This window comes from Longitalea arenae, from assembly GCF_016924755.1.
In the GTDB taxonomy this organism is placed as follows: domain Bacteria; phylum Bacteroidota; class Bacteroidia; order Chitinophagales; family Chitinophagaceae; genus Niastella; species Niastella arenae.
The window spans coordinates 25,341-48,309 of the sequence record NZ_JAFFJX010000005.1 but is presented as its reverse complement, the minus strand read 5'-3'; the positions used below and the strand labels follow the sequence as shown (position 1 = coordinate 48,309).

Sequence of the window (22,969 nt, the reverse complement as noted above, 5' to 3'; positions counted from 1 at the left end):
ATTACACCGAGCCGATTATTCATCCTTCCTGGTAACCATCCATCGGAATTAACGTCCACGAAAATTTTCGTTTATTTAAATTGTATTAACAAAACCTTACGAAATTTGTCGTATTTTTAGTCAAATGTTGTTCTAAATATGGCTACTACAAAAACTATAAAACCCACAGAAAGCGAGTTGGAGATCCTGCAGATCTTATGGAAGAAGGGAAATGCCAGTGTACGTGAAGTGCATGAAGAATTGCTGCAAACCAAGGAAGCTGGCTATACCACCACCCTGAAATTGATGCAGATCATGCATGAAAAAGGACTGGTAAAACGCGATGATTCCATCAAAACCCATATTTACCAGGCCGCAGTGAGCAAAGAAAAGACCCAAAAGCATCTACTGAACAAGATGATCGACACCCTGTTTGGCGGATCGCCCGGAGAACTGGTTATGCAAGCCCTGGGCAATCATAAAGCATCGGCCGAAGAACTGGAGGAGATCCAGAAAGTTCTTGACAATCTGAAAAAACAATAATATTCGCTGGGCTGACCTGTAAGGTGCGCCATTTGAGCTTGTGTTTGTTTCAGGATTAATTGTATCCGCAAACTGGCGGATCAGTTTACAAGTAAAGGATGACCTGTGAAGTGCATTATTTGAACTTGCGTTTGCTTCAGGCGTACCTGAACTTCACAGGTCTATATAAATAGTAACCGATGGCCCCAGGACCGCGGCAAACCAACTGGTTATTTATACCAGGGCGGTCCTTACAGGACATCTCCCCGTCCGGCTTCGGGCGGGCATCTTGCCAAACATGATAAAATATTTACGATGAATCTGTTGTACCAATCGGCTTTCCTTAAAGCATTGGGATGGTCATTACTGAACAGCTTATGGCAAATGGCTTTGTTGTGGCTGGTGTACGTGGCTCTTACGAGGAATGGACAAAAACTGCTATCCCGCCAACGACACACACTCGCCCTGTTAACCCTGGCCGGCGGTTCTTTATGGTTCCTGGTCACCCTGGTGCTGAACCTTTACGAAGCTGCGAACGGTCCACAGGTGATCACCTTGTATGTAGAGAACGACAACACCGCACCACATACCTGGCCGGGTGGTTTTATTTCCCAGTGGTTTGAACCGGCCCTGCCCTTTTTATCACTGGCCTATCTGCTGGCAGCCGCCTTTCTTTTCGTTCGATTTTATTTGCAATATCGCCACACCCAGCAATTGTTTACCAAGGGTTTGCAAAAAGCTGATGCGGAATGGCGGATCTTTCTGCAACAAGCGGTACAACACCTGGGTATCAAAAAGAAAGTGCAGATCTGGCTCTCGAACCTGGTAGATACACCGGTAACGCTCGGCATATTTAAACCTGTTATTTTGCTGCCGGTGGCTGCCGTCAATCACTTATCACTCAAACAAGCCGAAGCCATCATATTACATGAACTGAACCATATCCGCCGTAACGACTATTTGGTGAACCTGCTCATAGCCTGTGTGGATGTGATCCTGTTCTTCAACCCTTTTGCCCGCCTGCTGACGGCCATTATTCGCAAGGAGCGGGAAAACTGTTGCGATGACCTCGTGCTGCAGTTCCGTTATGAACCACAAACCTATGCCCGGGCGCTGCTCAGCCTCGAACAAAACCGGGCAGGAACCAGCGCACTGGCCCTGGCAGCAACCGGCAAAGACAAGTTTTTTTTATTGAACCGGGTTAAACGCATCCTGGGTAATGAACCAGTAAGCAATCCATTCAGCCACAGACTGGTAGCCTACCTGCTTTCTACCCTGCTTATTGCCTTTATTGGCTGGTATAATCCGGGTTATGTGATCGTAAAAAAGCTGAAACCGGCGCCTGCCCAGCCCATGGCTTTTGAAGCGGTGCAGGTGTTCACGACCCCGCCTATGCAGGGGCGCCCGGTGCAAACAGCCAAAGAGCCGGCTGCTACCGATAATGAAGCGGCCGCTGCAGAGACCCAATATTGCCAAAAAGATCCATGTACAGAACCGAAGGATGATTATAAAAAACTGGAGCAGCTCATCGAGCTGACCGCTGACGCTAAACTGGCCGCCCTTTCAAAAGAACTGGAAGAACTGCCTGAGCAGTTAGATGAGGTGGCTGCGTTTGTGAACAATGCTGAAGCGGTAGCTTATTCTTTACCAGAAAGTGCACCCGCTCCCCCGTCACCGATGCCGCAGCAGGTATTCCCTTACGTGCCTGGAAACAGTTTTTATTTCCAGGCGGTAGAAGACAGCTCAGTGCCCAAGAAATACATTAAAACCGTTGCCGACCTGAAAGCAAAAGAAGCCATGGAAAAGTCGATGCAGGCTTTGCAGCAGGTTAACTGGGAAAAGCTCGAAGAGGTGCTGAAAGCGCAGGGCATGACCATCGATATTAGCCAGGTGCAGCAGGAAATACAAAACGCCCTGCAGCAGATCGACTGGAAACAGTTGAATGCGGCCACCGAAAATGCCATGGCCGAGGCCAATACCCAGATCCAAAATATGCGGGATGCCTACATCGTGCGGTTAGGGAACTATCAACGTGAAAGAGCATTGCAGCAGGAAAAAATAAAACAAGCCCAGCAACAGATCCTGCTCGACCGGTTAATGCAACATGAACAGCTAAGAAAACTGGAAAAGGAAAAGAAACTGGAACAGGAAAAGAAAAAGAAATGTACCAAACCTTGTAAGAAAAAGAAGATCGTGCAGATCTAAAACATATTCTCCGAGCATCCCCGGTCAGCAGACCGGGGATTTTTTTGCCTTGACTGCCCAATATTTTTAAAAATGCCTCACATATGTTTTATTATAAATATCAATTAAACGGGCTGAAAAATCTCTTTTTGAATCCAAAAGCGGAAAATAATCAGAAAATATCTGTTGAAATTTCTCTTCCATAAATTGCAAGAAACCGGGTAAAATGGTCTTGGAGGGAGGATTGCTTTGGGTCACTACTTGCAAATTTTGCGAATAAATGGCTGTTATCCGGAAAGACATCCTGCAAGGCCGACCGATAATTTGAGATCATGACCGGCCTTTACAAGGCAGGATATTCAGGAAAAATCATGTGCATGGATAAAGTTGATTGAAAGGCGACTGGCTTGAAAATCACCTTCCAGTTTCCAATCGGATCGGATTAATGACAACAAAATCACGAGCTAAAGCTACGAACGGAAAACCACTATGCAAGCTATCAACGCAAATACTTATTCATATTCTTCAGAAATTTGGACACCAAACATTTGAAATAAATCGCATGTAAGCACTGGCTTTAGCCGGCAAATCAATAAGATGGGTGGAGGACATTTTATGACTAACTGGCAGCGGAAAACGTTCGCGGCTGAATGGGTAAAGGTCATTGCGAGGCGATCAATGCCGGCATGAACTCAAAAACAAAATCCCGCCATTGGCGGGATTTGTTGTTCGCAGTTGGTATTGGTTACGCAGACATTACCAAAAGAGATGAAGTGTCTTGTCCATCAAAATCTTTTATCGGGTACCTCTCATTCTAATTTTGTAAGAGGTTCGGCTTCATTTTTATTTCGAAACGGAACTGTGTTAATTCATGGGCTTGTCCATCCGCCGGTCCTGTAAAAACTATTTACAAAGTACAACTGCTTTCCTCCTTTTCATTTTAGCCATTGCCGGCCAGCATATATAGTACTAAGTGATATTCTGCTAGACATCGAAACATCTAAAGTTGCTGCAACAAAATTCTAAAAGACTAAAACAAATTGTAAAACAGTAAATGCTTTGTCGGCAATACTGCCGGAAATTATTTACCTGGAAAGCTGTTTTTCCCATTTCCATAAATGGGAAAGACGATCAAAAAAGGCTCATCTAGCAGCGTCTGTTAAAATCCGTCGGGCATTTTTACCCTCGCAAAACAAGAGATCCAAAATGCTCACATGAGGAATAAACCCAATGCGCTCTTCAAAAACCTGGTGGTATTTCAGCGGTTCCGGGAACTCCGTTTTAAGCGATTTTGGTGTGAGTTTATTCCGCCAATCCACCAAATCAGGAGCCGGTTCTTCACCCGGAATGTATTCAAAATAATTAACATCTAAATCCACTCCCAGCTTCCGGATCACCCATTCAAAACAAGTCTTGTTCCACTCGCTTAACAGTTCAACCGGCTGCCGGTACAAGCGGCTAAGCTCCGGTTCAAAAAAGCTAAACCAGGGCGACCGGTTATAGCAGGAAGTAATGGTTTTCCAATGTTGCGATTGCCATGGCTTCCGGTTATCGACGATCACCTCCTTCATCGGCTTTTTCTGTTCCCGGCCTTCGAGCACCGGAACACTCAAATTGATAGGGCCGTTTGAACCAACCACCACGCACCTGTTCCTGAAACTCATTTTTCGCCACGGTTCATATAAGTCAAAATTTATATTTTTCAGTTCAATTGACTTTTTTAGTAAAGTAACAGGTGGAAAATATTGACTTTCAATAATTAACTTCATAAAAAACTAACTTTCTCAATTTCTGTTTAAGATCGTATTTAAAACCGGTTAAAACATCCACTTTTACCCCTTCAAACCTTGCATTTAAAATTCAACAAATCGTTTTTATATCGCTTATAGTTAACATTTTATTACAAAAATGACTGCTAAAAATACTGGTAGGCCCAAGAGCAGCTTTTAGACAAGTCTAAATTTCCTGGAATCTAAAGTTATTAGCAAGCAAAAATGCTAAAAATACAATCCTTTTTTGGCCGGAAAAATTTATCTGCTACATTGTGGCCCAAAAATCAATGACATGCGAAAAACGATAGGATGGTTGCTCCTACCCCTGATGGCATTCGGCTGTGCAAAACCAACCGGCTTCGATTACCTGGGGGTGAAAAATTTTAAGGTGCTAAAGTTTGGATTGAAGGAGTCGACAGTGGGAGCTGATGTGGAATATTATAATCCGAATAAGTACCCCGTGACCATGAAAGGAGCGGCCGTTGATGTATATGTCAACAACAATTTTTTTGGAAAGACGACCCTCGATTCCACCATTCAAATTCCGAAAAAGGATACTTTTTTGTTGCCGGTGATTCTAAAAGTGGATATGAACAATACCGCTATGGGTGTCATTCAATCCCTGGCCACCGGAACCGATAGCGTCTTCATCAAACTGAACGGAAGTGCAAAAATCGGCCGGGGCGGTATCTTTATAAATTACCCGATCCGGTACGAAGGCATGCAAAAGATCAAATTTTAAAGGCCGTTTATAACCTGCATCACAACTAAACCGGATTTCCATTTTTTGGAAATCCGGTTTTTTATTGCCGGTTCTAACAAAGGCATTCCGCCAATGGGAGTGCCATGCGACGGCAAAAGGTCGCTGGAAAAAAATTTTAGCAGCCGGGTGATTTTTCCGGCAGAGAAGGAAAATACGCAGCACGGAATTATTGCGACGGGCGATCACTAAAAAATGAAGATCGCGCACACAAAAAGCGATGCCTGCCCTGCCCTTTTCTTGACCTTATTTTAAAAAAGTGCAACCGGTTATCAAAAAAGACAGGCTGCCGGCCGGGCTGGTTTTTTGAAATTTCGGCTGTTCGAATTGTATAAATTAACCGGCTGCAGCCTGTCAGGAAATCTGCAAGCCCATTTTTTGGATTGACCGTTTGCACTCCCTGAGGCGTTTTTAGGTTGAACCGGAGAATCGCGCTCAAAATTTTGAACGCTCCGCTATCATTCATGAACCGGGACGCCCAGTTTTCATGTGATTACCTGCTCAAAAACGATCAGCACCGATTGAGCCATACCTGCCAGTTTGGCTTGAAGTTCGAGCATGTTTAGCAGTTAAGGTAAGCCGTGAACGACACCGGTTCTGGCCCGTTTTATTACCATTAAAATGGTTCGCCTCCTCCTGTTTTTTTTAGCCTGGCATCAGTACATGGGTTCGGAACAGCTGTTCCGGGACGTGGTCAGCGGTATAAAAATTAACGAAAGGATGACCCGAAATAATTACATTTGAGAAAACAAGTGGTATGAAGAAAATCGTTTTCCTGGTAATTGCCATTATGGGAATCACCACCTTTGCCTCGGCACAATCTAAAAAAGGGGTTGAAACCGTAACCATTCAAACCCCGACCGTACAATGCGAAAGTTGCAAAAAACGCATTGAAGATTACCTGAAACGCGAAGAGGGTGTTCAGAAGGCAAATGTTGACTTTAAGAAACATGTCACAAAAGTTACATATGTGACTGAGCGTACCAATGTAGAAAATATTAAAGCGGCGATCGCCAATGCGGGGTACGATGCGGATGATGTAAAAGCGGAAGAAGAAGCATACAAAAAACTGCCCAAGTGCTGTAAAAAGCCTGAGGACGGCGGGGGTATGTAATTCCAGATCTTTCCCAAAAATGCATAAAAAAGGTGGGCCGCTCTTCATGGAGGGCCCACCTTTTCACTTTATGAGTAACCAGTTAACTGGTCTAAAAACAAACTATTTACCCGACCAGTTAGCCGGGTCTTTGCGCCAGTCCATTAAGATCTCCTGCTGGTCGCCCGACACGATTCCTTTTTCAACAGCCAGTTCAATGAGGGAAGAATAATTGGTCAGGGAAATATACGGTACCCCTGCCTTTTCAAAATTTTCAGCAGCCACGGGGAAACCATAGGTAAAGATGGATACCATTCCCATCACTTCCAGTCCGGCCGCTTTCAATACATCCACCACCTGCAAACTGCTTTTACCGGTTGAGATCAGGTCCTCGATGACCACCACTTTCTGGCCGGCGGTATAATATCCCTCGATCTGGTTGCCCAGGCCATGCTCTTTGGGTTTGGGCCGCACATATATATAAGGCAGTTTCAACTGGTCGGCGGCCATAGCTCCCCAGGCAATACCTGCAGTAGCCACACCGGCCAGCAATTCAGCATCAGGAAAGTCCTGGAATACCACATTGCACATCTCTGATTTTATGAAATCGCGGATAAAAGGAAATGACAATACCCGCCGGTTATCGCAATAAATGGGGCTTTTCCAACCCGATGCCCAGGTAAAGGGTTGCGTGGCATTTAATTTAATAGCATTACTTTGTAATAACTTTTCGGCTACCGCCTTTTCGTTCGAAGACATATAATTGATTAAGTTATTTGCGGCGAAATTGGTCTTTGCTACCTGAAAACTGAAAATAAGTTATGCACATAAAGATATACTTTAACGACAAACCACTGTTCCTTACCGATTCCATTACGCCTGAGATCGAGCCCTATGCTCATCACGACGATGCCGTTTTGATCGATGAATTCTCGCATGGAGGTATTAATTCCATGATCCATGAAATGCGGCAGGATAAGATCCATGCCGGCATTTACCTGCACAGCAACCTGGAAGAACTCAAAAAAGCCTTTTGGAAAAAATTCATGCTGGTGCAGGCAGCCGGTGGCCTTGTTAAAAACGAAGCCGATGAGCTATTGTTCATATTTCGCCGCGGTAAATGGGATCTGCCGAAAGGCAAATTAGATGACAGGGAAACCCTGGCCGAATGTGCCGTACGGGAAACGCAGGAAGAAACCGGTTTACAGGAAATTGAATTGAAGAAACACCTGCTGAACACCTGGCATACCTATGACGAAAGTGGTCATCATATTCTGAAAGAAACAGCCTGGTATTTACTGGCGGCATCAAAAGCACAGCCATTAACGCCGCAAACCATTGAACAGATCACCGAAATAGAATGGGCAAGTCCTGATCATCTTGGAAAATACCTGGCCAATACTTTTCCTGCCATTGTAGATGTGTTGGTAGCGGCCGGATATCCGCCGGTTGCGAGTTTGTAGTTTGTGGTTTGTCGGTTGTGGTGCTTTTATACCCGGACCCGGTTTTGAGATCAATGGCTTTGGGCAAGGGCTAAGTTTCTACTTGCCTTCCTGCCTTTATGCCTTCTTCAGGATAGCAACGGTCAACCGGCTGATACATACCAATTTTTCCCGTTCATCATGAATTTTAATGTCCCAAACATGGGTTGAACTGCCAATATGCAGTGGCCGGGCAATACCAATGACCAGGCCTTCGCGCACACCTCTGACATGATTGGCATTGATCTCGAGGCCCACGCATATGAACCTTTCCGGATCAATGACCATGGCAGAAGCCACACTGCCCAGGGTTTCGGCCAGTACACAGGAGGCGCCACCATGTAATAAGCCATATGGCTGGCGGGTACGGGCATCTACCGGCATTTGAGCTTTTATATAGTCGGCTCCCAGCTCGGTAAAGGCCAGGCCGATATGCTCAGACATCGTTCCCTTGCCCAGTTGGGCGATTTCATGTATTTGCAGGTCTTTTTTGAACCAGATCATATGGTCAATGTGATAATTTGCTAATGTGATAATCCCGCAAAGCGGGACGAGTTGTGCTACTGTGCTGATTGAAAACATCTAAAAGTTATGCAGCACCTTTTTTTATGGCAACCGCACGGTAAATCATTATCACATCAGCAATATAGCCAATTAGCTAATTGGTATTAAAGGCTTTTTGACACTGCATCGGGTAAGAACTGCCGTGCATCGCCGCCATTGCGGATCACATCCCTAACCAGGGTAGAAGCCACCGAGGTAAACTGGGGCAAACAGGTGAGAAAAACCGTTTCAATATCTTTATCGAGGCTACGGTTCATATCGGCAATGGCCTTTTCATACTCAAAATCATTCACGTACCGGATGCCCCGCAGAATGAAATTGGCCCCTACTTTCCGGCAGCATTCCACCGTCAGTCCCTCATATACTACTACACTCACATTTGGATTATCGCCAAAGATCTCCTTGATCCATTTCATCCGCTGCTCTTCGGAGAACATAGCCGTTTTATTTACATTCCGCCCGATACCGATAACGAGTTTATCGAATAAAGGGAGCGCACGGTGAATGATATCCAGGTGGCCAATGGTGATAGGATCAAAAGTCCCGGGAAAGAGGGCGATACGTTGCATATGCATGAATTGAGTACAAAATAAATGTTCAGCTGAGATACAGTTACAGGTTACAAGTTACGGTGCCAGTTACCAGTCTCCGGTCTCCGGGCAAAACACTTTTGAAAGCCCAATGACAGGTAGTGGTTCGACCTTCAAGGCGCTGGTAACCGGTTACTGGGAACCGGTAACTAATTCATTTCCCTGCCACCACTCAACAGGTACAATACGGCCATACGCACCGCTACCCCATTCTCTACCTGTTGCAGGATAATACTCTGGTTGCTGTCGGCCGCATCGCTATCCAACTCCACGCCTCTGTTAATAGGTCCAGGGTGCATGATCACGATCTTCTTGTTCAGGCTGTCGAGCAGGCGTTTATTGATACCATAGGCCAGGCTGTATTCCCGCAGCGAGGAGAAAAGCACCTGGTTCTGGCGTTCGAGCTGAATGCGCAAGACATTCGCCACATCGCACCATTCGAGCGCTTTTTGCAGGTTATATTCTACCCTTATGTCAAATGCTTCCTTAATGTATTTAGGTATAAGGGTTGGCGGACCGGCAACAGTTACTTCTGCCCCCATTTTCTTTAAAAGGTAAATATTACTCATGGCTACACGTGAGTGCATGATATCGCCAATGATAGCCACTTTCAAACCTTCCAGCCGGCCCAGCTTTTCACGCATCGAAAAGGCATCGAGTAAACCCTGCGTAGGGTGCTCATTGATGCCATCACCAGCATTTACAATGGCTGCCGGAATATGTTTTGCCAGAAAATGGGGGGCTCCGCTGGCGCTATGCCGCATAACCACCATATCTACTTTCATCGATAAAATATTATTCACGGTGTCGAGCAGGGTTTCACCCTTTGAAACGGAGGAAGCGCTGGCCGTAAAATTGATCGTGTCTGCACTCAGGCGTTTTTCAGCCAGTTCAAAAGAGATCCTGGTACGGGTTGAATTCTCGAAAAACAGATTCACGATGGTTACATCCCGCAATGAAGGAACTTTTTTAATAGGCCGTTGTAAAACTTCCTTGAATTGAGTAGCAGTATCTAAAATAATCTGAATGTCCTGACGGGTGAGATCCCGTATACCGAGCAGATGTTTAACTGAAAGTTGCATTTCAAGCAGCGAAATTAAGGGAAAAATGAATTAGTTGCTTGTTTCTGTTCCTCGCTTTAAAATCAGTCCTCACATTAGTACAACTTCTTCTTTTCCATCGCGTTCCTTCCAGAATACCTTTACTTTTTGCGAAACGATGGAATCGATGGAACGGCCGGTATAATCAGGTTGTATGGGTAGTTCGCGGCTGAAACGGCGGTCGATGAGCACGCAGAGCTCCACTTTGGCCGGACGGCCGAAATCGAGCAGGGCATCCAGGGCAGCCCTGATGGTACGGCCTGTATATAATACGTCGTCGATCAACACTACATTCTTATTTTCGATACTGAATGGTATATCGGTTTGATTGGGCATGTGGATCTGGTTGCGCACATCATCGCGATAAAAAGTAATATCCAACTTGCCGTACTGTACTTTTTCAGATGACACCAACTGCCGCATCACCTGGATCATTTGATCAGATACAAAGATGCCCCTTGGCTGAATGCCAATAAAAACTGTATTCTCCAGATTAATATTATTCTCCAGTACCTGGTGACTGAGCCGCCGGATTATTATGGCCAGTTGCTGTTCATTTAAAATCGTCTTCAAGGAAAATATTTTGATAAAAATAAACGCAAATAGCCAAATTAGAAAATTAAGCTGCTTTCCTGACAGTGGCAGGAACTAAATAAAACAGTCTGTTCAAAATATGAACAGACTGCTTAATGTTAATAAGTGGAAACAGATCAGAATCTGAAACCGATGGTAATACCGGTACGGAGACCAAATCCATCGATGCCGCCTGAGATATCAAACTCATCTTCGTCGGCAGTGCCTTCGGCTTTAATGGTTCCCGAGTTGTAAGCGGGCCCAAGAAAAAGGTCAAGCATAAATCCGCTTTCCCAGCTTTTTTCCCAACCAAAAAGAGCACCACCACCCACAGAGGTAAAGGTAACTTTGTCTTTAGTATCGGTGTCTTCGATCTTGAAATTCTGATAACGGGCAAATGGCGCCAGGTATACGCCGTTCATTGCTTCTTTACGTCCGGCAATATAAAAGCGATATTCCGGTGTAATACCAAATCCGGAATATTTAAGACTCGACAATTTAACACCTGAATAAAAGAGGCCTAGTTGAAAAGACTGGTTGTTGGTCGTTTGTCTTTCGTACGAAACGTTACCGGTAGCAAGAAATAAAGACAGGGGATTGATCTTAACAGCATTTTTTCCTTCCTGCGCTTTGGCACTGCCTAATGCTGCAAGGAATGACATGGCAAGTACAAGTTTTTTCATGTAAGGGTTGTTTGGGTTAAAGAAAAAAGAAACATGCATTCTGTTTATACAGAATAATTATTTATGGCAACGATTATTGTAGAGGCTGTAAAGGCCCGATGAGATGAATGACCTTTGAATACAAGTAAGTGTATGCAATGCAAAGTGCATGACCATAGATCCTGGTTTAGGGTTCAGTAAAAATTATCTTCAATCAATGAATGCAATATTGTCTGATGTCATGCCTTCCTGAATCTGTAATAAACGCCCATACATATGTATTTAGTACGTTTGATATACAAAAAAATTTTTAACGGTTGCTGCGAACCGGAACCATATGTTTAAAGTAATATTCCAATATTCTTTTCATGTAATGCTGTATTTTTTGACTTATAACAAAGTACAATTATAAATTCTTAAGAGAGCAAATCGCATCTAGAATATTACGTGCTGTATACGCATCAGGATATAAGTTGCATTTATAACAGACAGGTTATTATGTACATGAAACGCTTAGCTTAACATGGCATTTAAAGTAATGGAACAAAAAAAAATCATGCACACTACAATAATAAATTATTGCGCATTACTTTTTTTTTAAATTTTTGACATTACTTTTGGGCCCGTTAAAAATCACTATAACACCTGGTAAAAACTAAAACAATGAAAAAGGTTTTATTCGCTGCATTCTTACTTGTTAGTTCCAACGCCATTTTTGCCCAAGTAAACAAAGGCCAATGGCTGGTTGGTGGAACAGCTGGGTTTAATTCATTCAAACAGGGAGATTCTAAATCTACTTCGGTTTGGATAAGCCCGAATGCTGGTTATTTCTTCATCGACAAACTGGCTGGTGGTTTACGCGTTAATTTCAACAGCGACAAAGCAAAAGGCGCTGATGACGCTTATACATCTTTCGGCGTTGCTCCCTTTCTGCGTTATTACTTTTTAGATGCTGCTCAAAAAGTAAATGTATTTGCTGACGCTTCTTATGGCTTCGACAAAGCAGGTACTGATGACAAAGCAAGCGGCAACAATTTCTCAATCATGGCTGGTCCTGCCGTATTCCTGACTCCTAACACAGCCCTCGAATTTGCGCTGTATTACAAATCTTATGGCGGTGATCTGTATGAAAACCTGGATGGTGACAGAGAAAACAATTTCGGTTTGAGCATTGGCTTCCAAATCCACCTCGGTGGCGGAAAGAAATAAGCAGTTGGACAATTGACAATACGCAATTGACAATACGCAAAAAAAGAGGCTGTCTTCCAACAGCCTCTTTTTTATTATGTAATCACAAGAACCAAATCAAAGAATCATACACATTTTGCTCCCTGCTTTGCAGGACATGTGGCACTCATTCCATACTGCCAATTGTCTATTGGATATTGTGTTTATTCTTCCGCCATAAACGGATAACGATAGTCAACCGGTGCATTGAAGGTTTCCTTGATCGTTCTGGCACTGAGCCAGCGATAGAGGTTTAAGATAGAACCTGCTTTATCATTCGTACCGCTGGCACGGGCGCCCCCGAAAGGTTGTTGCCCCACAATAGCGCCGGTAGGTTTATCATTAATATAAAAATTACCAGCGGCATGACGCAGTTTAACGGTTGCCTGTTGAACAGCCGCTCGGTCCTGCGCAATAATAGAGCCGGTCAATGCATAGGGAGAGGTTTTATTCACCAGCTCCAGTGTATCTTCAAACTTATCGGCATTGTACACATACACGGTTAATACGGGTCCGAAGATCTCTTCGCACATAGTAACATACATAGGGTCTTTAGCCTCGATCACTGTAGGCTGCACAAAATAACCGTTCGTTTTATCGCATTTACCACCAGCCCAGATAACGGCTTTCGGATCGTTCTTTGCTTTCTCGATATACGATTCAATTTTATTGAAGCTCTTTTCATCGATCACGGCATTGATAAAGTTGCTGAAGTTCTCTACGGTGCCCATAGAAAAACTTTCAATACCGGCGATCAGCTTCTTTTTTACATCTTCTGCCAGGTTGCTGGGGATATAAGCACGGGAGGCAGCAGAACATTTTTGTCCCTGGTATTCGAACGCCCCGCGTAACAAGGCAGTTACAAGCAGATCAACATCAGCACTTTTATGCGCCAGTACAAAATCCTTACCACCGGTTTCGCCCACAATGCGCGGATATGATCTGTAGGTATGCATATTCTTACCAATCGTTTCCCACATGGTGTTGAATACGCCGGTAGAACCGGTAAAATGCACCCCGGCAAAATCGGGATGATTAAAACATACATTGCCTAACGTGGGACCGTCAACGTAAATAAGATTGATAACACCATCCGGTAAACCCGCCTCTTTCAGAATGCGCATGAACATCTGCGCCGAGTATACCTGCGTATGCGCCGGTTTCCAAACCACTACGTTGCCGCACATAGCTGCCGAGGTTGGCAGGTTACCACCGATAGCGGTAAAGTTAAAAGGAGTAACTGCCAGCACAAATCCTTCCAGCGGACGATACTCCATGCGGTTATGTACACCGCTGGCGCTCACCGGTTGCTGGCGGTAGATCTCACTCAGGAAGTGTACATTGAAGCGTAGAAAATCAATGAGTTCACAGGCGCTGTCGATCTCGGCCTGGTAAGCGTTCTTGCTTTGCCCCAGCATGGTAGTACCATTCATATATGGCCGGTACTTGGTAGCAATGAGGTCAGCCGCTTTCAGAAAAATATGGGCGCGGCTTTCCCAGCTCATGGCGCCCCAGCTTTCGCGGGCGGCAAGGGCGGCTTCAATAGCCTGTTTTACATGTTTTTCTTCCCCGGTATGGTAATGTCCCAGCACATGTTTTATTTCATGTGGGGGATGCATTTTTTCTTTTTTGTTGGTGCGCACTTCCAGCCCGCCGATATACATAGGTACATCAGCCTTTTCCTGTTTCAACTCTGCGAGTACTTCCTTCAGGCGCTTCCTTTCGGGCGACCCGGGCGCGTAAGACAAAACAGGTTCATTGGCCGGCAGTGGATAATGAAAATAGCCGAATTCCATAATACATGTGTTTTTGAGCCTGCGAAGTTACTTAGCTGGTTTATATTAAACAAAACCGTCACCGGCGGTCAAAACACTGACTGACAAAATATTATAAATCCGGCTGAAAATCAGGCCTGGCTTTTATCCACAGGGTGTGCACATACCGGTTTTTGCATCCGCCATTCAGTTAAATTTGGAAACATTTACCCTCAAAAACTAACCGTTAATCAGTGATCATTTCCGGAAAATCAAAACTAGCTGATAGTAACAGGTATCATATGCCTGATCTATCTAATATTGTCGTAAAAGACATGCGCGAATACGGCGTTGAGCAGGCCGGTACTTATAAAGGTGGTATTGAAGCCTATAAAGGACTGTTAAACAAAGTACGCAGTGGTTCCATTCTCAGTGAGCAGGACGCCATGAAATTACTGCCCAAATCGGAAGAGAGCCGTATTCGTATTCAGAAGCAGATAGACACATTACTGGAAAAATATTATGAGCTCAAGGGCAAGGCCGATGAAATTCATAACAGTCGCGATATTACGAAAGGATTGGTGCCCGTAAAACAGTCTGAGATTAATCTGCTTAAAAATCAATTAGATGAGATAAACACCCACCGTTCGCATGGGCAAGAGGTTCAGTATAACAGCTTCAGCTGGGGTACTTTTTTATTTTTATTGTTTCTTTTAGTTGCACTTTCGTTTTACTTGTTATACTTTTACATGAGTGTAGCGGATTTTGCGTTGAACGGTGTAGATCCAATGACCCTTTTCCAGGAAGGAAGGCTAAACATACAGTTGTTACCCAGCCTTCGAAGACTGGTCTTTCTTATCATCAATTACCCCCCCCTGATCGTATTCCCCACTATTTTCTTTGCCCTGGGAACATCCATTCATCTGTTCTCGGAAAGAGGCATGAAATACAAGAAAGTTGTTTGGGGATTGCTAAGCCTGGTTTTTATTGGCGACATTTTGCTTGCTCTTCAGGTTCATACCGCAGTGAATGAGATCCTGATCAAGCTTAACCGGGATGAATTTAAAACGCTGATAGTACCGGTATTCGCCGATTCGCGTTTTTACCTGGTACTGTTCCTTGGTTTTGGCGTGTTTGCCATCTGGAGCTCTGTATATTATTTAATGCAGATGGAATGGGGCAAACGCAACCAGTTGAAATTGCGCTATAAACGTATTCATCGTTTACAGGATGAAATACTTCAGCTGGAAGAAAAGCGAATGCTTTACGAAACTGAGTTGCAGCAGATCACCCAAAGAGCGGACGACCTGAGCAAGGAAAAAGACAGACTGGTTCTGCCGGTTGATGCAATTGAAAAGAACATCAATTATTTCAGAGACGGCTGGAACGGTTACCTGGCAACTTTATACGGGCGCGAGAAAGGAGAAGAGCAGATCAAGCTCATCAACGAAAAAACAGATGCCTATATAAAGGAGCTGAAAGAATTTCAGGAATCTTATTTCAAGTAATTTTTTAATAGGTTTCTTTATCCTTGAGTTATGGCACGTTACCTCATCACCGCAATTATGTGCGCCTGGATACTGGCAGGCTGCAATGAAATCGAAGAGGCTGTTAAGGATGCAAAAAAAGATGGATCCGCACCGCCTAAAGACAACTACATTGTATTGCTCGATCTGAGCGACCGGATACTGTATAACAACCAGCAGCAGGTTCCGAAAGATATACAGGTCATTCAATCGATCTACGCCGCGTTCAAATCTAAACTGAATGCAAAAGATCCCACCAGGTTATACTTTACCGTAAATGATAAATTGAAGCTGATGGTAGCGCCCCAACGGACTACCGCAAGCGAAGTATATGACATGGCCGGTAACCTTCGGCTTACGCTGGCTTCAGCACAGCCGGAAGAAAAGGCTAAATTGCTGGAGGAAACAGAAAAGAATTTCAATACCTACCTGCCACAGATCTATAAAAAAGCGGTCATCAGCAATAACAGCACTGCGTATGCAGGCGCCGACATCTGGAAATACTTCAATGAAGACCTGCAGGACGACCTGGAGAAGGATGCACAAAATACCCTTTTCATCATCACCGATGGCTATATGGATTTTGAAAGCCTGCAAGGCCGCGCTTCGCGCAATAACCGTTATACCTCCTGCGCACAGATCATCAATAACCTGAAAAAAGCACCCGACTGGAACAGCCGGTTCAAGGAAGGCGATTATGGTTTGCTGCCGGTTAATAAAAGATTTCCCAATCTGAAAGTAGTGGTGCTGGAGTTAAACCCAAAAGATGACTGGACCGGCGAATACAATCTGCTCACTACGATCTGGAGCAAATGGTTCAACGAAATGGGTATAAAGTCCTATGCCTTTATTAAAGATGACAACATCAATGAAATAAATGAGTCGATAGAAAAATTACTAAAGGTAAAATTACCGTCGTCTGCGAATATTACGTCGGTTTCATGGACACCTGTAACCGATGTTGATCCGGAAATTACGAAGGCAGCGAAAAGCAAATCCAAACAGGAAATACAAGTTGCTGATCCTGCACCCGTTACTGAAATGGCTAAAGAAATAACAGAGAAAAAGGAAAATAGTAAATCTTACACATCGTACAGTTCTTACGCATATTCTGAGCCGGCAGCAACAAAAAAAGAGAAAGAAAATGTTAATAAAAGAGAATATATTCGCGAATCTGCCGTTAAAAGTCAGATAGATACTTCAAAAAGTATCCATTTAAGAACCAATCCGAAAAAGCCAATTAGTAAACCAAAAGAGCAGGTCACTTTTGGTCCTGCTTATTAAAAAACCTTTACTCTTATGCTTCGTAGCCTATTAATCATGGTTGTTACAGGACTGGCAATGGGATTTGCATCTTGCGGCCCCAGTAAACAAGTCCAAAGCCTGACGAAAACCACACAAGAAACACTTGAGTTAGTCAAGAAAGAAGCTCAGCGCGCCATCGCGTTGACAGTCGAAAAAGTTAAAAATTATGAGGTGGATCCTGACATTGGTAAGGAGATCATCCGGAACCTGAAAGACGCCGAGAGAAAGATCGATACCCAGCTCGCCGTTGCAGTTCAACTGGAAAAAACCGGTACCAAAGAAGAGATCCTTCAGTTTGCTGAACGTACTAACGTGATCATCCAAAGTGCGTTGACCGACCTGAAATCGTTGAACGATCTTTATGACATTTCAACTTTCTCTTCATTTGAAACAGCCACTTTCTTCCCCGCTGGTGGTTATGGTATTCCTCCTGAAAAACAGGATGAGGCCAAAAAATCAATCGAGCCTATCGTACAACGTATCATCAAGTTCTTTGGTGATCACCCAAGACAAAGGTTCGTGGCGGTAATTGTATGTTATGGTTTCTCTGACGAAACGCCGATCGCAAAGGAATCTCCTTTGTACTCTCCGCTGCTCGCCAAGATGAAAACAAACAACCCTACCCGCCAGGAGTTGAACGTGAAATTATCAGAACTTAGAGCAAAATCTATTGCCAACCTTCTGGTTGACCTTATCAAAATAAATGAGGCGCTTATTCCCAATCCGAAACTCATCAACTACGACATCAAGTGGATGGGTAAAGGGGAAGAGTTACCTTACCCTGACAGAGTGAAAGACTATAAGGCTGATGACAAACGTCGCCGTATGGTGTCTTTGATTTGGAACGTATTACCCGGTTCTTTATATGCACAAGGCCTCAGCAACGACACTGCAATGAGGTAATATAATAGAAGTATAAACACGAGTAATGCCGGATTGGTTTCAATTACTCTGGCAATATTAATTGGTGTATTCATTATTTTGCCTGCAGACATAGCTACCGCTATGAAACTGCAGGCAAAAATACTTGACTGAGTGCTCAGTGAATGAGTTTCTGGGTTCTCAGCGCTGAAGTACACTCAAAAAAAAATGTGCCGCATGGCGCATTTTTTTTTAAAGTTCGAATGTTGATACCTTAAACAACTTTATAAGGCCTACACTAAACATCTTGAAAAACGAAGCCACACTAAAAAGTGTGGCTTCGTTCATTTATCAAACCTATCAACATTATCTACGCTATCAACTACTCTCCGCCTCCTTCTCCATCATTAAATACGCTTTGATAAAACCATCGAGCTCGCCGTCCATCACAGGCTGCACATTGCCTACTTCAAAATCGGTACGGTGGTCTTTGATCATTTTATAAGGATGGAAAACATAACTGCGGATCTGGCTGCCCCACTCTATCTTTTTCTTCGACGCATTGGTGGCATTCTTCAGGGCCTCCCTTCTGCGCAACTCTTCTTCGTACAGGCGGCTCTTAAGCATCTGGAGCGCCATTTCGCGGTTTTCTCCCTGCGTACGGGCTTTTTGACATTCCACCACAATACCGCTGGGATGGTGCTTTAAACGCACCGCGGTTTCTACTTTGTTTACGTTTTGTCCGCCCTTACCACCACTGCGGTAGAATTCCCATTCCAGGTCGGCAGGGTTTACGTCCACTTCAATACTGTCATCCACCAGCGGGTACACGAAAACCGATGCAAAAGAGGTGTGGCGGCGGGCATTGCTGTCGAACGGTGAAATGCGCACGAGGCGGTGAACGCCGCTCTCGGCCTTTAAAAAACCATAGGCGAAAGGACCATCGAACTGCAGGGTAGCGCTTTTAATACCGGCGCCATCCCCTTCCTGCCAGTCGAGCTCGGTAACCTGCCAGCCTTGTTTTTCACCATACATCCGGTACATCCGCGCCAGCATTTCGGCCCAGTCCTGGCTCTCGGTGCCACCGGCGCCGCTGTTTATCTGCAATACGCCCGGCAGTTCATCCTCCGGCTGGTTAAGGGTGCTTTTGAATTCGGCTTCATCCAGTTGCTGCAGGGCCTTTTCATAAGCTTCCTTGGTTTCATCTTCGCTGGCTTCGCCTGCTTTCCAGAAATCAAATAATACAACAAAATCCTCTACGGCCGCTTTTGACTGGTCGTACAGTTTGATCCAGAATTCGTTTAGCTTAATGCTTTTGAGTATCTCTGTGGCCCGTTTGTTATCGTCCCAGAAGCCGGGCGAAAGGGAAAGTTGTTTCTCTTCATTTACTTTATACTGACGGTTGTCAACGTCAAAGAAACCTCCTCAGTCCACCAAGGCGGGACCTCATATCGTTTATTTTTTCCTGTGTCATGCCGTAAAGATAGTTGAAAAGTTCAAAAGTTGATTAGTTGATACAGATCCCTGGTCTAAGACCTCACGACAATCTGTATACCCTACGGTTTACTTTATCACCTTTACCAACCCTGTCAACTTATTAACTTTGAAACTAAATGAACATTGAAGCCGAAATAGCAAAGCACTACGCCCGCGATGATCTGTACGAAACCATTATAGCAGCATTGGGCAGCGCAGGTGTTCAGGCTCAGCAGGTGACGCACAAAGACCTGTCGCCTGTTGATGAATTCCATGTGCGGGGCCGCGAAGTATCGCATGAACTGGCTATGGCAGCCGGCCTGCAGCCCGGCATGCGGGTTTTAGATGCAGGCTGCGGTTTGGGCGGCGCCTGCCGTCTGCTGGCCGCTGACTACGGCTGTATTGTTAGAGGCATCGATATAAGCGCCGATTATATACATACTGCCCAACAATTATCGGTATTGACGGACCTGCAAGAGCGAACCCGTTTCATACACGGCAGTGTACTGTCGCTTCCTTTCGACAACAATAGCTTTGACGCCGTATGGACACAACACGTACAAATGAATATCGCCGACAAAAAGGCATTCTATACAGAAGTAACAAGGGTATTAAGGCCGGGGGGCCGCTTTATCTATTACGAGATCCTGAGCCGCGATCATTTGCCGCTACGCTTTCCCCTTCCCTGGGCCGATCATACCAACCTGAGCTTCCTGGTTACACCGCAGCAACTGCATACGTTTCTGCTGGAAGCCGGCCTGCAACGTTTACAGGTAAGGGATGAAACCGCCAGCGCGATCGCCTTTTTCGATTCCCTGCTGACCCGGATTACCCAAAAAGGACTACCGGCATTGGGATTGCATTTACTGATGGGACCATCGGCCATGGAGAAATTAGATAATCTCAGCAACAGCCTTATCGAAAGAACTATCGTTTTGGAAAGCGGGATCTATGAAAAAGTTTAAAAATTGAAAAAGTAGGTAAACGAATACAGGGGACTTACAGATCGTCGTAAGTTGCGGGAACAGGCATCTTTGTCAACCAGTCAACCTGTTAACTTTTCAACCCCTTTGAATGTTCAAGTAACTAAATTGCAAACTTATTAACCCAATTGATGAATAAATCAAATATCATGAAACACAGATTTGGTTTTGCCTTCCTGTTCATGGCAGCAGCTGCTATTGTTTCGTGCAGCGACGAGGCATCTAAAAAAACCGGGGAAAGAACTGAAACCAAAGAACCAGCGGTAAAAGAATTAAATATCAGCTATGCCGGTGACAGCATTACCATGAACGGGTTTGTTGCCTATGATACCAGCATCGATACCAAACGCCCGGCCATCCTGGTCATTCCTGAATGGTGGGGACTGAACGATTATCCTAAAATGCGCGCCCGCGAGCTGGCCAAACTGGGATATATCGCCATGGCCATGGATATGTACGGCAATGGGCTTACTACCGACTCACCTTCCACTGCCCTCAAACTGGCAACGCCTTTTTATGCCCATCCTGAAAAGGCAAAAGCACGCGTAGATGCGGCCCTGGTAGCGCTGAAAAGTTTTATGCAAACGGATACTGGTAAGATAGCTGCTATCGGTTACTGTTTTGGTGGCGCCATGGCATTAAATACGGCCAGGCTGGGTGAGGATTTTAAAGGGGTAGTAAGTTTTCATGGCACACTGGTTGGCACACCTGCCAATAAAGACCTGCTCAAAGCAAAAGTATTGGTTTGTCATGGCGCCGATGATCCTTTTGTACCGCAAAAAGAAGTTGACCAGTTCAAAAAACAAATGGATTCAATAAAAGCCGATTATACCTTCAAAGCCTATCCCGGAGCTGTACATGCATTCACGAACCCGCGCGCTACTGAGGTGGGGAAGAAATGGAATATCCCTATTGCCTATAATGCCGCGGCAGACAGCGCGAGTTGGAAGGACATGAAAGCGTTCTTTGATAGTATCTTCAAATAAGATGTTCTCAAATATTAGTAGGCAATGTGCTGATTTGCTAATGTGCTGATGTGCTAATGAAAGTCAGCTACGGTTCTTGCATATGCGTGCGCAACGGGATGTGAGGCCCTGCCGGACCTGGGGTAATCAGCACATTAGCTAATCAGCAAATCAGCTAATTATTCTTGGCCCGGCCTCACCGCCAAAGCGTGGCAGCGTAACGGTGAAGGTGCTGCCTTTACCCGGCTGGCTTTTCACCGCAATACGGCCACCATTTTTTTCCAGGAATTCCTTGCAGAGCTTCAATCCTAACCCGGTACCGGTTTCTTCATTGGTACCTTTAGTACTATAGAACATATCGCCAAACAATTGCTGCTGACGCTCAGCGCTGATGCCTACCCCGTCATCCTGCACATAAATCTCTACACTGGAAGCGCTTTCCCTGGCCCCTACCCGTACATGTCCGTTCTCCCTTGTAAACTTAATGGCGTTTGACAGCAGGTTGCGTAATACCAGGTTCACCATTTCTTTATCTGCATAACAGTACAGTGGTTCTTCGATCTGCGATTCAAGGTGAATACGTTTGTTACTGGCCTGCCAGTGTAATAACAGCAACACCCGGCTGATCATATTCTCTATATCCAGTACTTCCGGCTGCAGCACGGCATTCTCCATTTGCGACTTGGCCCACTGCAGGAGGTTTTCCATGAGGTTGGTGGTATAGTTCATTTCATTCACAATACCGGGCAGCAGGGCCTTTAGTTCCTTCACCGGCATTTCATTGAGATGCATATTATTGAACAGGTTGCGCAATGCATACATAGGCGTTTTCAGGTCATGCGCTATTACCGAGAACAATTTATTCTTTAACTGGTTCAGCTCCGTTAGCTTCGCCGTTTGTTCTTCCAGTAAGCTGGCTTTCTGCGCTATTTCCTGCCGCTGCAGTTCTATCTCAATATTGCGGCGGTGCAATTCATCCGACTTGCTCAGCAAACTGAAATGATAACCGGTATTCTCCTGTTTAATAAAATAAATGGCGTAGAATATAAAAGATATGGCAGTGAGGTGATTGAATACGTAGAAATAGTAGTTAACGGTTACCAGCCTGAAATAAAAATCATGCGGCATAATGCAGGCAACGAAATAGCAGGCAACCGACAGGCTGAAAGCAAAGAGGATATGGGTGATCTGCTGCAAAAAGAAGACCGACAACACCCCATATAATACGAAGAAGAGCTCAACGCCCACATCTACTTTCCCCAGGTATACCAGGCAGGTAGCAATAGGGTATAAACTAAAGTATACCAACCGCGCATGTTCGTAATATTTTTCAGAATTCAACCACAGTACAATAACGCTGATAGCCAGTGGAGAGCCTGCAACGAACCAGGCCAGGGGCGGCAGGTGGTCGTTAAAGAAGATGCCAATGATTGGGACAATGATGCCTGTAATGATCCCCAGGAAATTAAGCTGGTTAAAAATGCTCATTTTCCTTTTCTCATACTCTTCCATATCGGGGGTAATCCCAATGGATTTTATGAATACCCAATAACGCATTAAATCCAGGCGCAAGGCGTGCATACAGGTGTATC

The 22,969-nt window shown here is 44.8% G+C and carries 21 protein-coding genes; 11 read left to right on the top strand and 10 right to left on the bottom strand.

What is annotated here, in order from left to right:
• The first annotated feature begins 138 nt into the window (after positions 1–138).
• Complete coding sequence (locus tag JT717_RS13005) at positions 139–522, top strand: BlaI/MecI/CopY family transcriptional regulator (protein ID WP_205510915.1); 384 nt, start codon at positions 139–141, stop codon at positions 520–522.
• Positions 523–816: 294 nt separating this feature from the next.
• Positions 817–2,706 carry a M56 family metallopeptidase gene (locus JT717_RS13000; protein ID WP_205510914.1) on the top strand — a complete coding sequence of 630 codons (1,890 nt, stop codon included), beginning with the start codon at positions 817–819 and terminating at the stop codon, positions 2,704–2,706.
• Positions 2,707–3,827: 1,121 nt separating this feature from the next.
• Here the strand turns inward: JT717_RS13000 and JT717_RS12995 are convergent.
• Positions 3,828–4,454 (bottom strand): WbqC family protein, encoded by a 627-nt coding sequence (locus tag JT717_RS12995; RefSeq protein ID WP_205510913.1) that lies wholly within the window; start codon positions 4,452–4,454, stop codon positions 3,828–3,830.
• Between the two features lie 295 nt (positions 4,455–4,749).
• Here JT717_RS12995 and JT717_RS12990 point away from each other — a divergent pair, with 295 nt between their 5' ends.
• Together JT717_RS12990 and JT717_RS12985 are read left to right on the top strand one after the other, a co-directional pair.
• Positions 4,750–5,199: an LEA/WHy family protein gene (locus tag JT717_RS12990; protein ID WP_205510912.1), complete on the top strand. Its 450-nt coding sequence runs from the start codon at positions 4,750–4,752 to the stop codon at positions 5,197–5,199.
• A 775-nt stretch (positions 5,200–5,974) separates the two neighbouring features.
• Positions 5,975–6,331: a heavy-metal-associated domain-containing protein gene (locus JT717_RS12985; protein WP_205510911.1), complete on the top strand. Its 357-nt coding sequence runs from the start codon at positions 5,975–5,977 to the stop codon at positions 6,329–6,331.
• A 102-nt stretch (positions 6,332–6,433) separates the two neighbouring features.
• On the opposite strand, the gene pyrE is transcribed toward JT717_RS12985, so the two are convergent.
• Complete coding sequence (gene pyrE, locus JT717_RS12980) at positions 6,434–7,069, bottom strand: orotate phosphoribosyltransferase (protein WP_205510910.1); 636 nt, start codon at positions 7,067–7,069, stop codon at positions 6,434–6,436.
• Between the two features lie 62 nt (positions 7,070–7,131).
• Here pyrE and JT717_RS12975 point away from each other — a divergent pair, with 62 nt between their 5' ends.
• Positions 7,132–7,773, top strand: coding sequence for an NUDIX hydrolase (locus tag JT717_RS12975; RefSeq protein ID WP_205510909.1), 642 nt, complete (start codon positions 7,132–7,134; stop codon positions 7,771–7,773).
• A 96-nt stretch (positions 7,774–7,869) separates the two neighbouring features.
• Here the strand turns inward: JT717_RS12975 and JT717_RS12970 are convergent, their stop codons facing one another.
• The 5 genes from JT717_RS12970 to JT717_RS12950 form a co-directional block, all read right to left on the bottom strand.
• Entirely contained in the window at positions 7,870–8,295 is a 426-nt protein-coding gene (locus tag JT717_RS12970) for a hotdog fold thioesterase (protein ID WP_205510908.1), read from the bottom strand.
• Between the two features lie 164 nt (positions 8,296–8,459).
• Entirely contained in the window at positions 8,460–8,924 is a 465-nt protein-coding gene (coaD, locus tag JT717_RS12965) for a pantetheine-phosphate adenylyltransferase (protein WP_205510907.1), read from the bottom strand.
• A gap of 170 nt (positions 8,925–9,094) precedes the next feature.
• Positions 9,095–10,027, bottom strand: coding sequence for an aspartate carbamoyltransferase catalytic subunit (locus JT717_RS12960; RefSeq protein ID WP_205510906.1), 933 nt, complete (start codon positions 10,025–10,027; stop codon positions 9,095–9,097).
• Between the two features lie 69 nt (positions 10,028–10,096).
• Complete coding sequence (gene pyrR, locus JT717_RS12955) at positions 10,097–10,618, bottom strand: bifunctional pyr operon transcriptional regulator/uracil phosphoribosyltransferase PyrR (RefSeq protein WP_205510905.1); 522 nt, start codon at positions 10,616–10,618, stop codon at positions 10,097–10,099.
• Positions 10,619–10,755: 137 nt separating this feature from the next.
• Positions 10,756–11,301, bottom strand: a complete 546-nt coding sequence (locus JT717_RS12950; RefSeq protein ID WP_205510904.1) for a DUF3575 domain-containing protein — start codon at positions 11,299–11,301, stop codon at positions 10,756–10,758.
• A gap of 642 nt (positions 11,302–11,943) precedes the next feature.
• Here JT717_RS12950 and JT717_RS12945 point away from each other — a divergent pair.
• Positions 11,944–12,489, top strand: a complete 546-nt coding sequence (locus tag JT717_RS12945; RefSeq protein ID WP_205510903.1) for an outer membrane beta-barrel protein — start codon at positions 11,944–11,946, stop codon at positions 12,487–12,489.
• A gap of 182 nt (positions 12,490–12,671) precedes the next feature.
• Here the strand turns inward: JT717_RS12945 and pruA are convergent, their stop codons facing one another.
• Complete coding sequence (gene pruA, locus JT717_RS12940; RefSeq protein WP_205510902.1) at positions 12,672–14,303, bottom strand: L-glutamate gamma-semialdehyde dehydrogenase; 1,632 nt, start codon at positions 14,301–14,303, stop codon at positions 12,672–12,674.
• Positions 14,304–14,563: 260 nt separating this feature from the next.
• Here pruA and JT717_RS12935 point away from each other — a divergent pair, with 260 nt between their 5' ends.
• From JT717_RS12935 to JT717_RS12925, 3 genes are read left to right on the top strand one after another with little or no spacing between them, the layout of a single operon-like run.
• Positions 14,564–15,769 carry a hypothetical protein gene (locus JT717_RS12935; protein ID WP_205510901.1) on the top strand — a complete coding sequence of 402 codons (1,206 nt, stop codon included), beginning with the start codon at positions 14,564–14,566 and terminating at the stop codon, positions 15,767–15,769.
• Between the two features lie 30 nt (positions 15,770–15,799).
• A complete protein-coding gene (locus JT717_RS12930) occupies positions 15,800–17,071 on the top strand; it encodes a hypothetical protein (RefSeq protein ID WP_205510900.1) in 1,272 nt (423 codons plus the stop codon).
• Between the two features lie 15 nt (positions 17,072–17,086).
• Positions 17,087–17,995: an OmpA family protein gene (locus JT717_RS12925; RefSeq protein WP_205510899.1), complete on the top strand. Its 909-nt coding sequence runs from the start codon at positions 17,087–17,089 to the stop codon at positions 17,993–17,995.
• A gap of 336 nt (positions 17,996–18,331) precedes the next feature.
• On the opposite strand, the gene prfB is transcribed toward JT717_RS12925, so the two are convergent.
• Positions 18,332–19,427, bottom strand: a protein-coding gene (gene prfB, locus JT717_RS12920; protein ID WP_439650912.1) for a peptide chain release factor 2 whose coding sequence is annotated in 2 segments (ribosomal slippage) — positions 18,332–19,366 and positions 19,368–19,427 — 1,095 coding nt in all. Because the reading frame shifts where the segments join, the coding sequence is not laid out codon by codon here.
• A 139-nt stretch (positions 19,428–19,566) separates the two neighbouring features.
• Here prfB and JT717_RS12915 point away from each other — a divergent pair.
• Both JT717_RS12915 and JT717_RS12910 read left to right on the top strand, forming a co-directional pair.
• Positions 19,567–20,394 (top strand): class I SAM-dependent methyltransferase, encoded by an 828-nt coding sequence (locus tag JT717_RS12915; protein WP_205510897.1) that lies wholly within the window; start codon positions 19,567–19,569, stop codon positions 20,392–20,394.
• A 167-nt stretch (positions 20,395–20,561) separates the two neighbouring features.
• A complete protein-coding gene (locus tag JT717_RS12910; protein ID WP_205510896.1) occupies positions 20,562–21,398 on the top strand; it encodes a dienelactone hydrolase family protein in 837 nt (278 codons plus the stop codon).
• 150 nt (positions 21,399–21,548) lie between these two features.
• Here the strand turns inward: JT717_RS12910 and JT717_RS12905 are convergent, their stop codons facing one another.
• Positions 21,549–22,958, bottom strand: coding sequence for a sensor histidine kinase (locus tag JT717_RS12905; RefSeq protein ID WP_205510895.1), 1,410 nt, complete (start codon positions 22,956–22,958; stop codon positions 21,549–21,551).
• Between the last annotated feature and the right edge of the window lie 11 nt (positions 22,959–22,969).

Bases quoted from the DNA above. Each gene is read 5' to 3' on its own strand.
- JT717_RS13005 (WP_205510915.1), top strand. From the start codon at position 139: ATGGCTACTACAAAAACTATAAAACCCACAGAAAGCGAGTTGGAGATC.
- JT717_RS12990 (WP_205510912.1), top strand. From the start codon at position 4,750: ATGCGAAAAACGATAGGATGGTTGCTCCTACCCCTGATGGCATTCGGC.
- JT717_RS12910 (WP_205510896.1), top strand. From the start codon at position 20,562: ATGAAACACAGATTTGGTTTTGCCTTCCTGTTCATGGCAGCAGCTGCT.
- JT717_RS12915 (WP_205510897.1), top strand. From the start codon at position 19,567: ATGAACATTGAAGCCGAAATAGCAAAGCACTACGCCCGCGATGATCTG.
- JT717_RS12935 (WP_205510901.1), top strand. From the start codon at position 14,564: ATGCCTGATCTATCTAATATTGTCGTAAAAGACATGCGCGAATACGGC.
- JT717_RS13000 (WP_205510914.1), top strand. From the start codon at position 817: ATGAATCTGTTGTACCAATCGGCTTTCCTTAAAGCATTGGGATGGTCA.
- pyrE (WP_205510910.1), bottom strand. From the start codon at position 7,069: ATGTCTTCGAACGAAAAGGCGGTAGCCGAAAAGTTATTACAAAGTAAT.
- JT717_RS12930 (WP_205510900.1), top strand. From the start codon at position 15,800: ATGGCACGTTACCTCATCACCGCAATTATGTGCGCCTGGATACTGGCA.
- JT717_RS12985 (WP_205510911.1), top strand. From the start codon at position 5,975: ATGAAGAAAATCGTTTTCCTGGTAATTGCCATTATGGGAATCACCACC.
- JT717_RS12975 (WP_205510909.1), top strand. From the start codon at position 7,132: ATGCACATAAAGATATACTTTAACGACAAACCACTGTTCCTTACCGAT.
- JT717_RS12950 (WP_205510904.1), bottom strand. From the start codon at position 11,301: ATGAAAAAACTTGTACTTGCCATGTCATTCCTTGCAGCATTAGGCAGT.
- JT717_RS12970 (WP_205510908.1), bottom strand. From the start codon at position 8,295: ATGATCTGGTTCAAAAAAGACCTGCAAATACATGAAATCGCCCAACTG.
- JT717_RS12925 (WP_205510899.1), top strand. From the start codon at position 17,087: ATGCTTCGTAGCCTATTAATCATGGTTGTTACAGGACTGGCAATGGGA.
- JT717_RS12995 (WP_205510913.1), bottom strand. From the start codon at position 4,454: ATGAAGTTAATTATTGAAAGTCAATATTTTCCACCTGTTACTTTACTA.
- JT717_RS12905 (WP_205510895.1), bottom strand. From the start codon at position 22,958: ATGCACGCCTTGCGCCTGGATTTAATGCGTTATTGGGTATTCATAAAA.
- JT717_RS12945 (WP_205510903.1), top strand. From the start codon at position 11,944: ATGAAAAAGGTTTTATTCGCTGCATTCTTACTTGTTAGTTCCAACGCC.
- coaD (WP_205510907.1), bottom strand. From the start codon at position 8,924: ATGCAACGTATCGCCCTCTTTCCCGGGACTTTTGATCCTATCACCATT.
- pruA (WP_205510902.1), bottom strand. From the start codon at position 14,303: ATGGAATTCGGCTATTTTCATTATCCACTGCCGGCCAATGAACCTGTT.
- JT717_RS12960 (WP_205510906.1), bottom strand. From the start codon at position 10,027: ATGCAACTTTCAGTTAAACATCTGCTCGGTATACGGGATCTCACCCGT.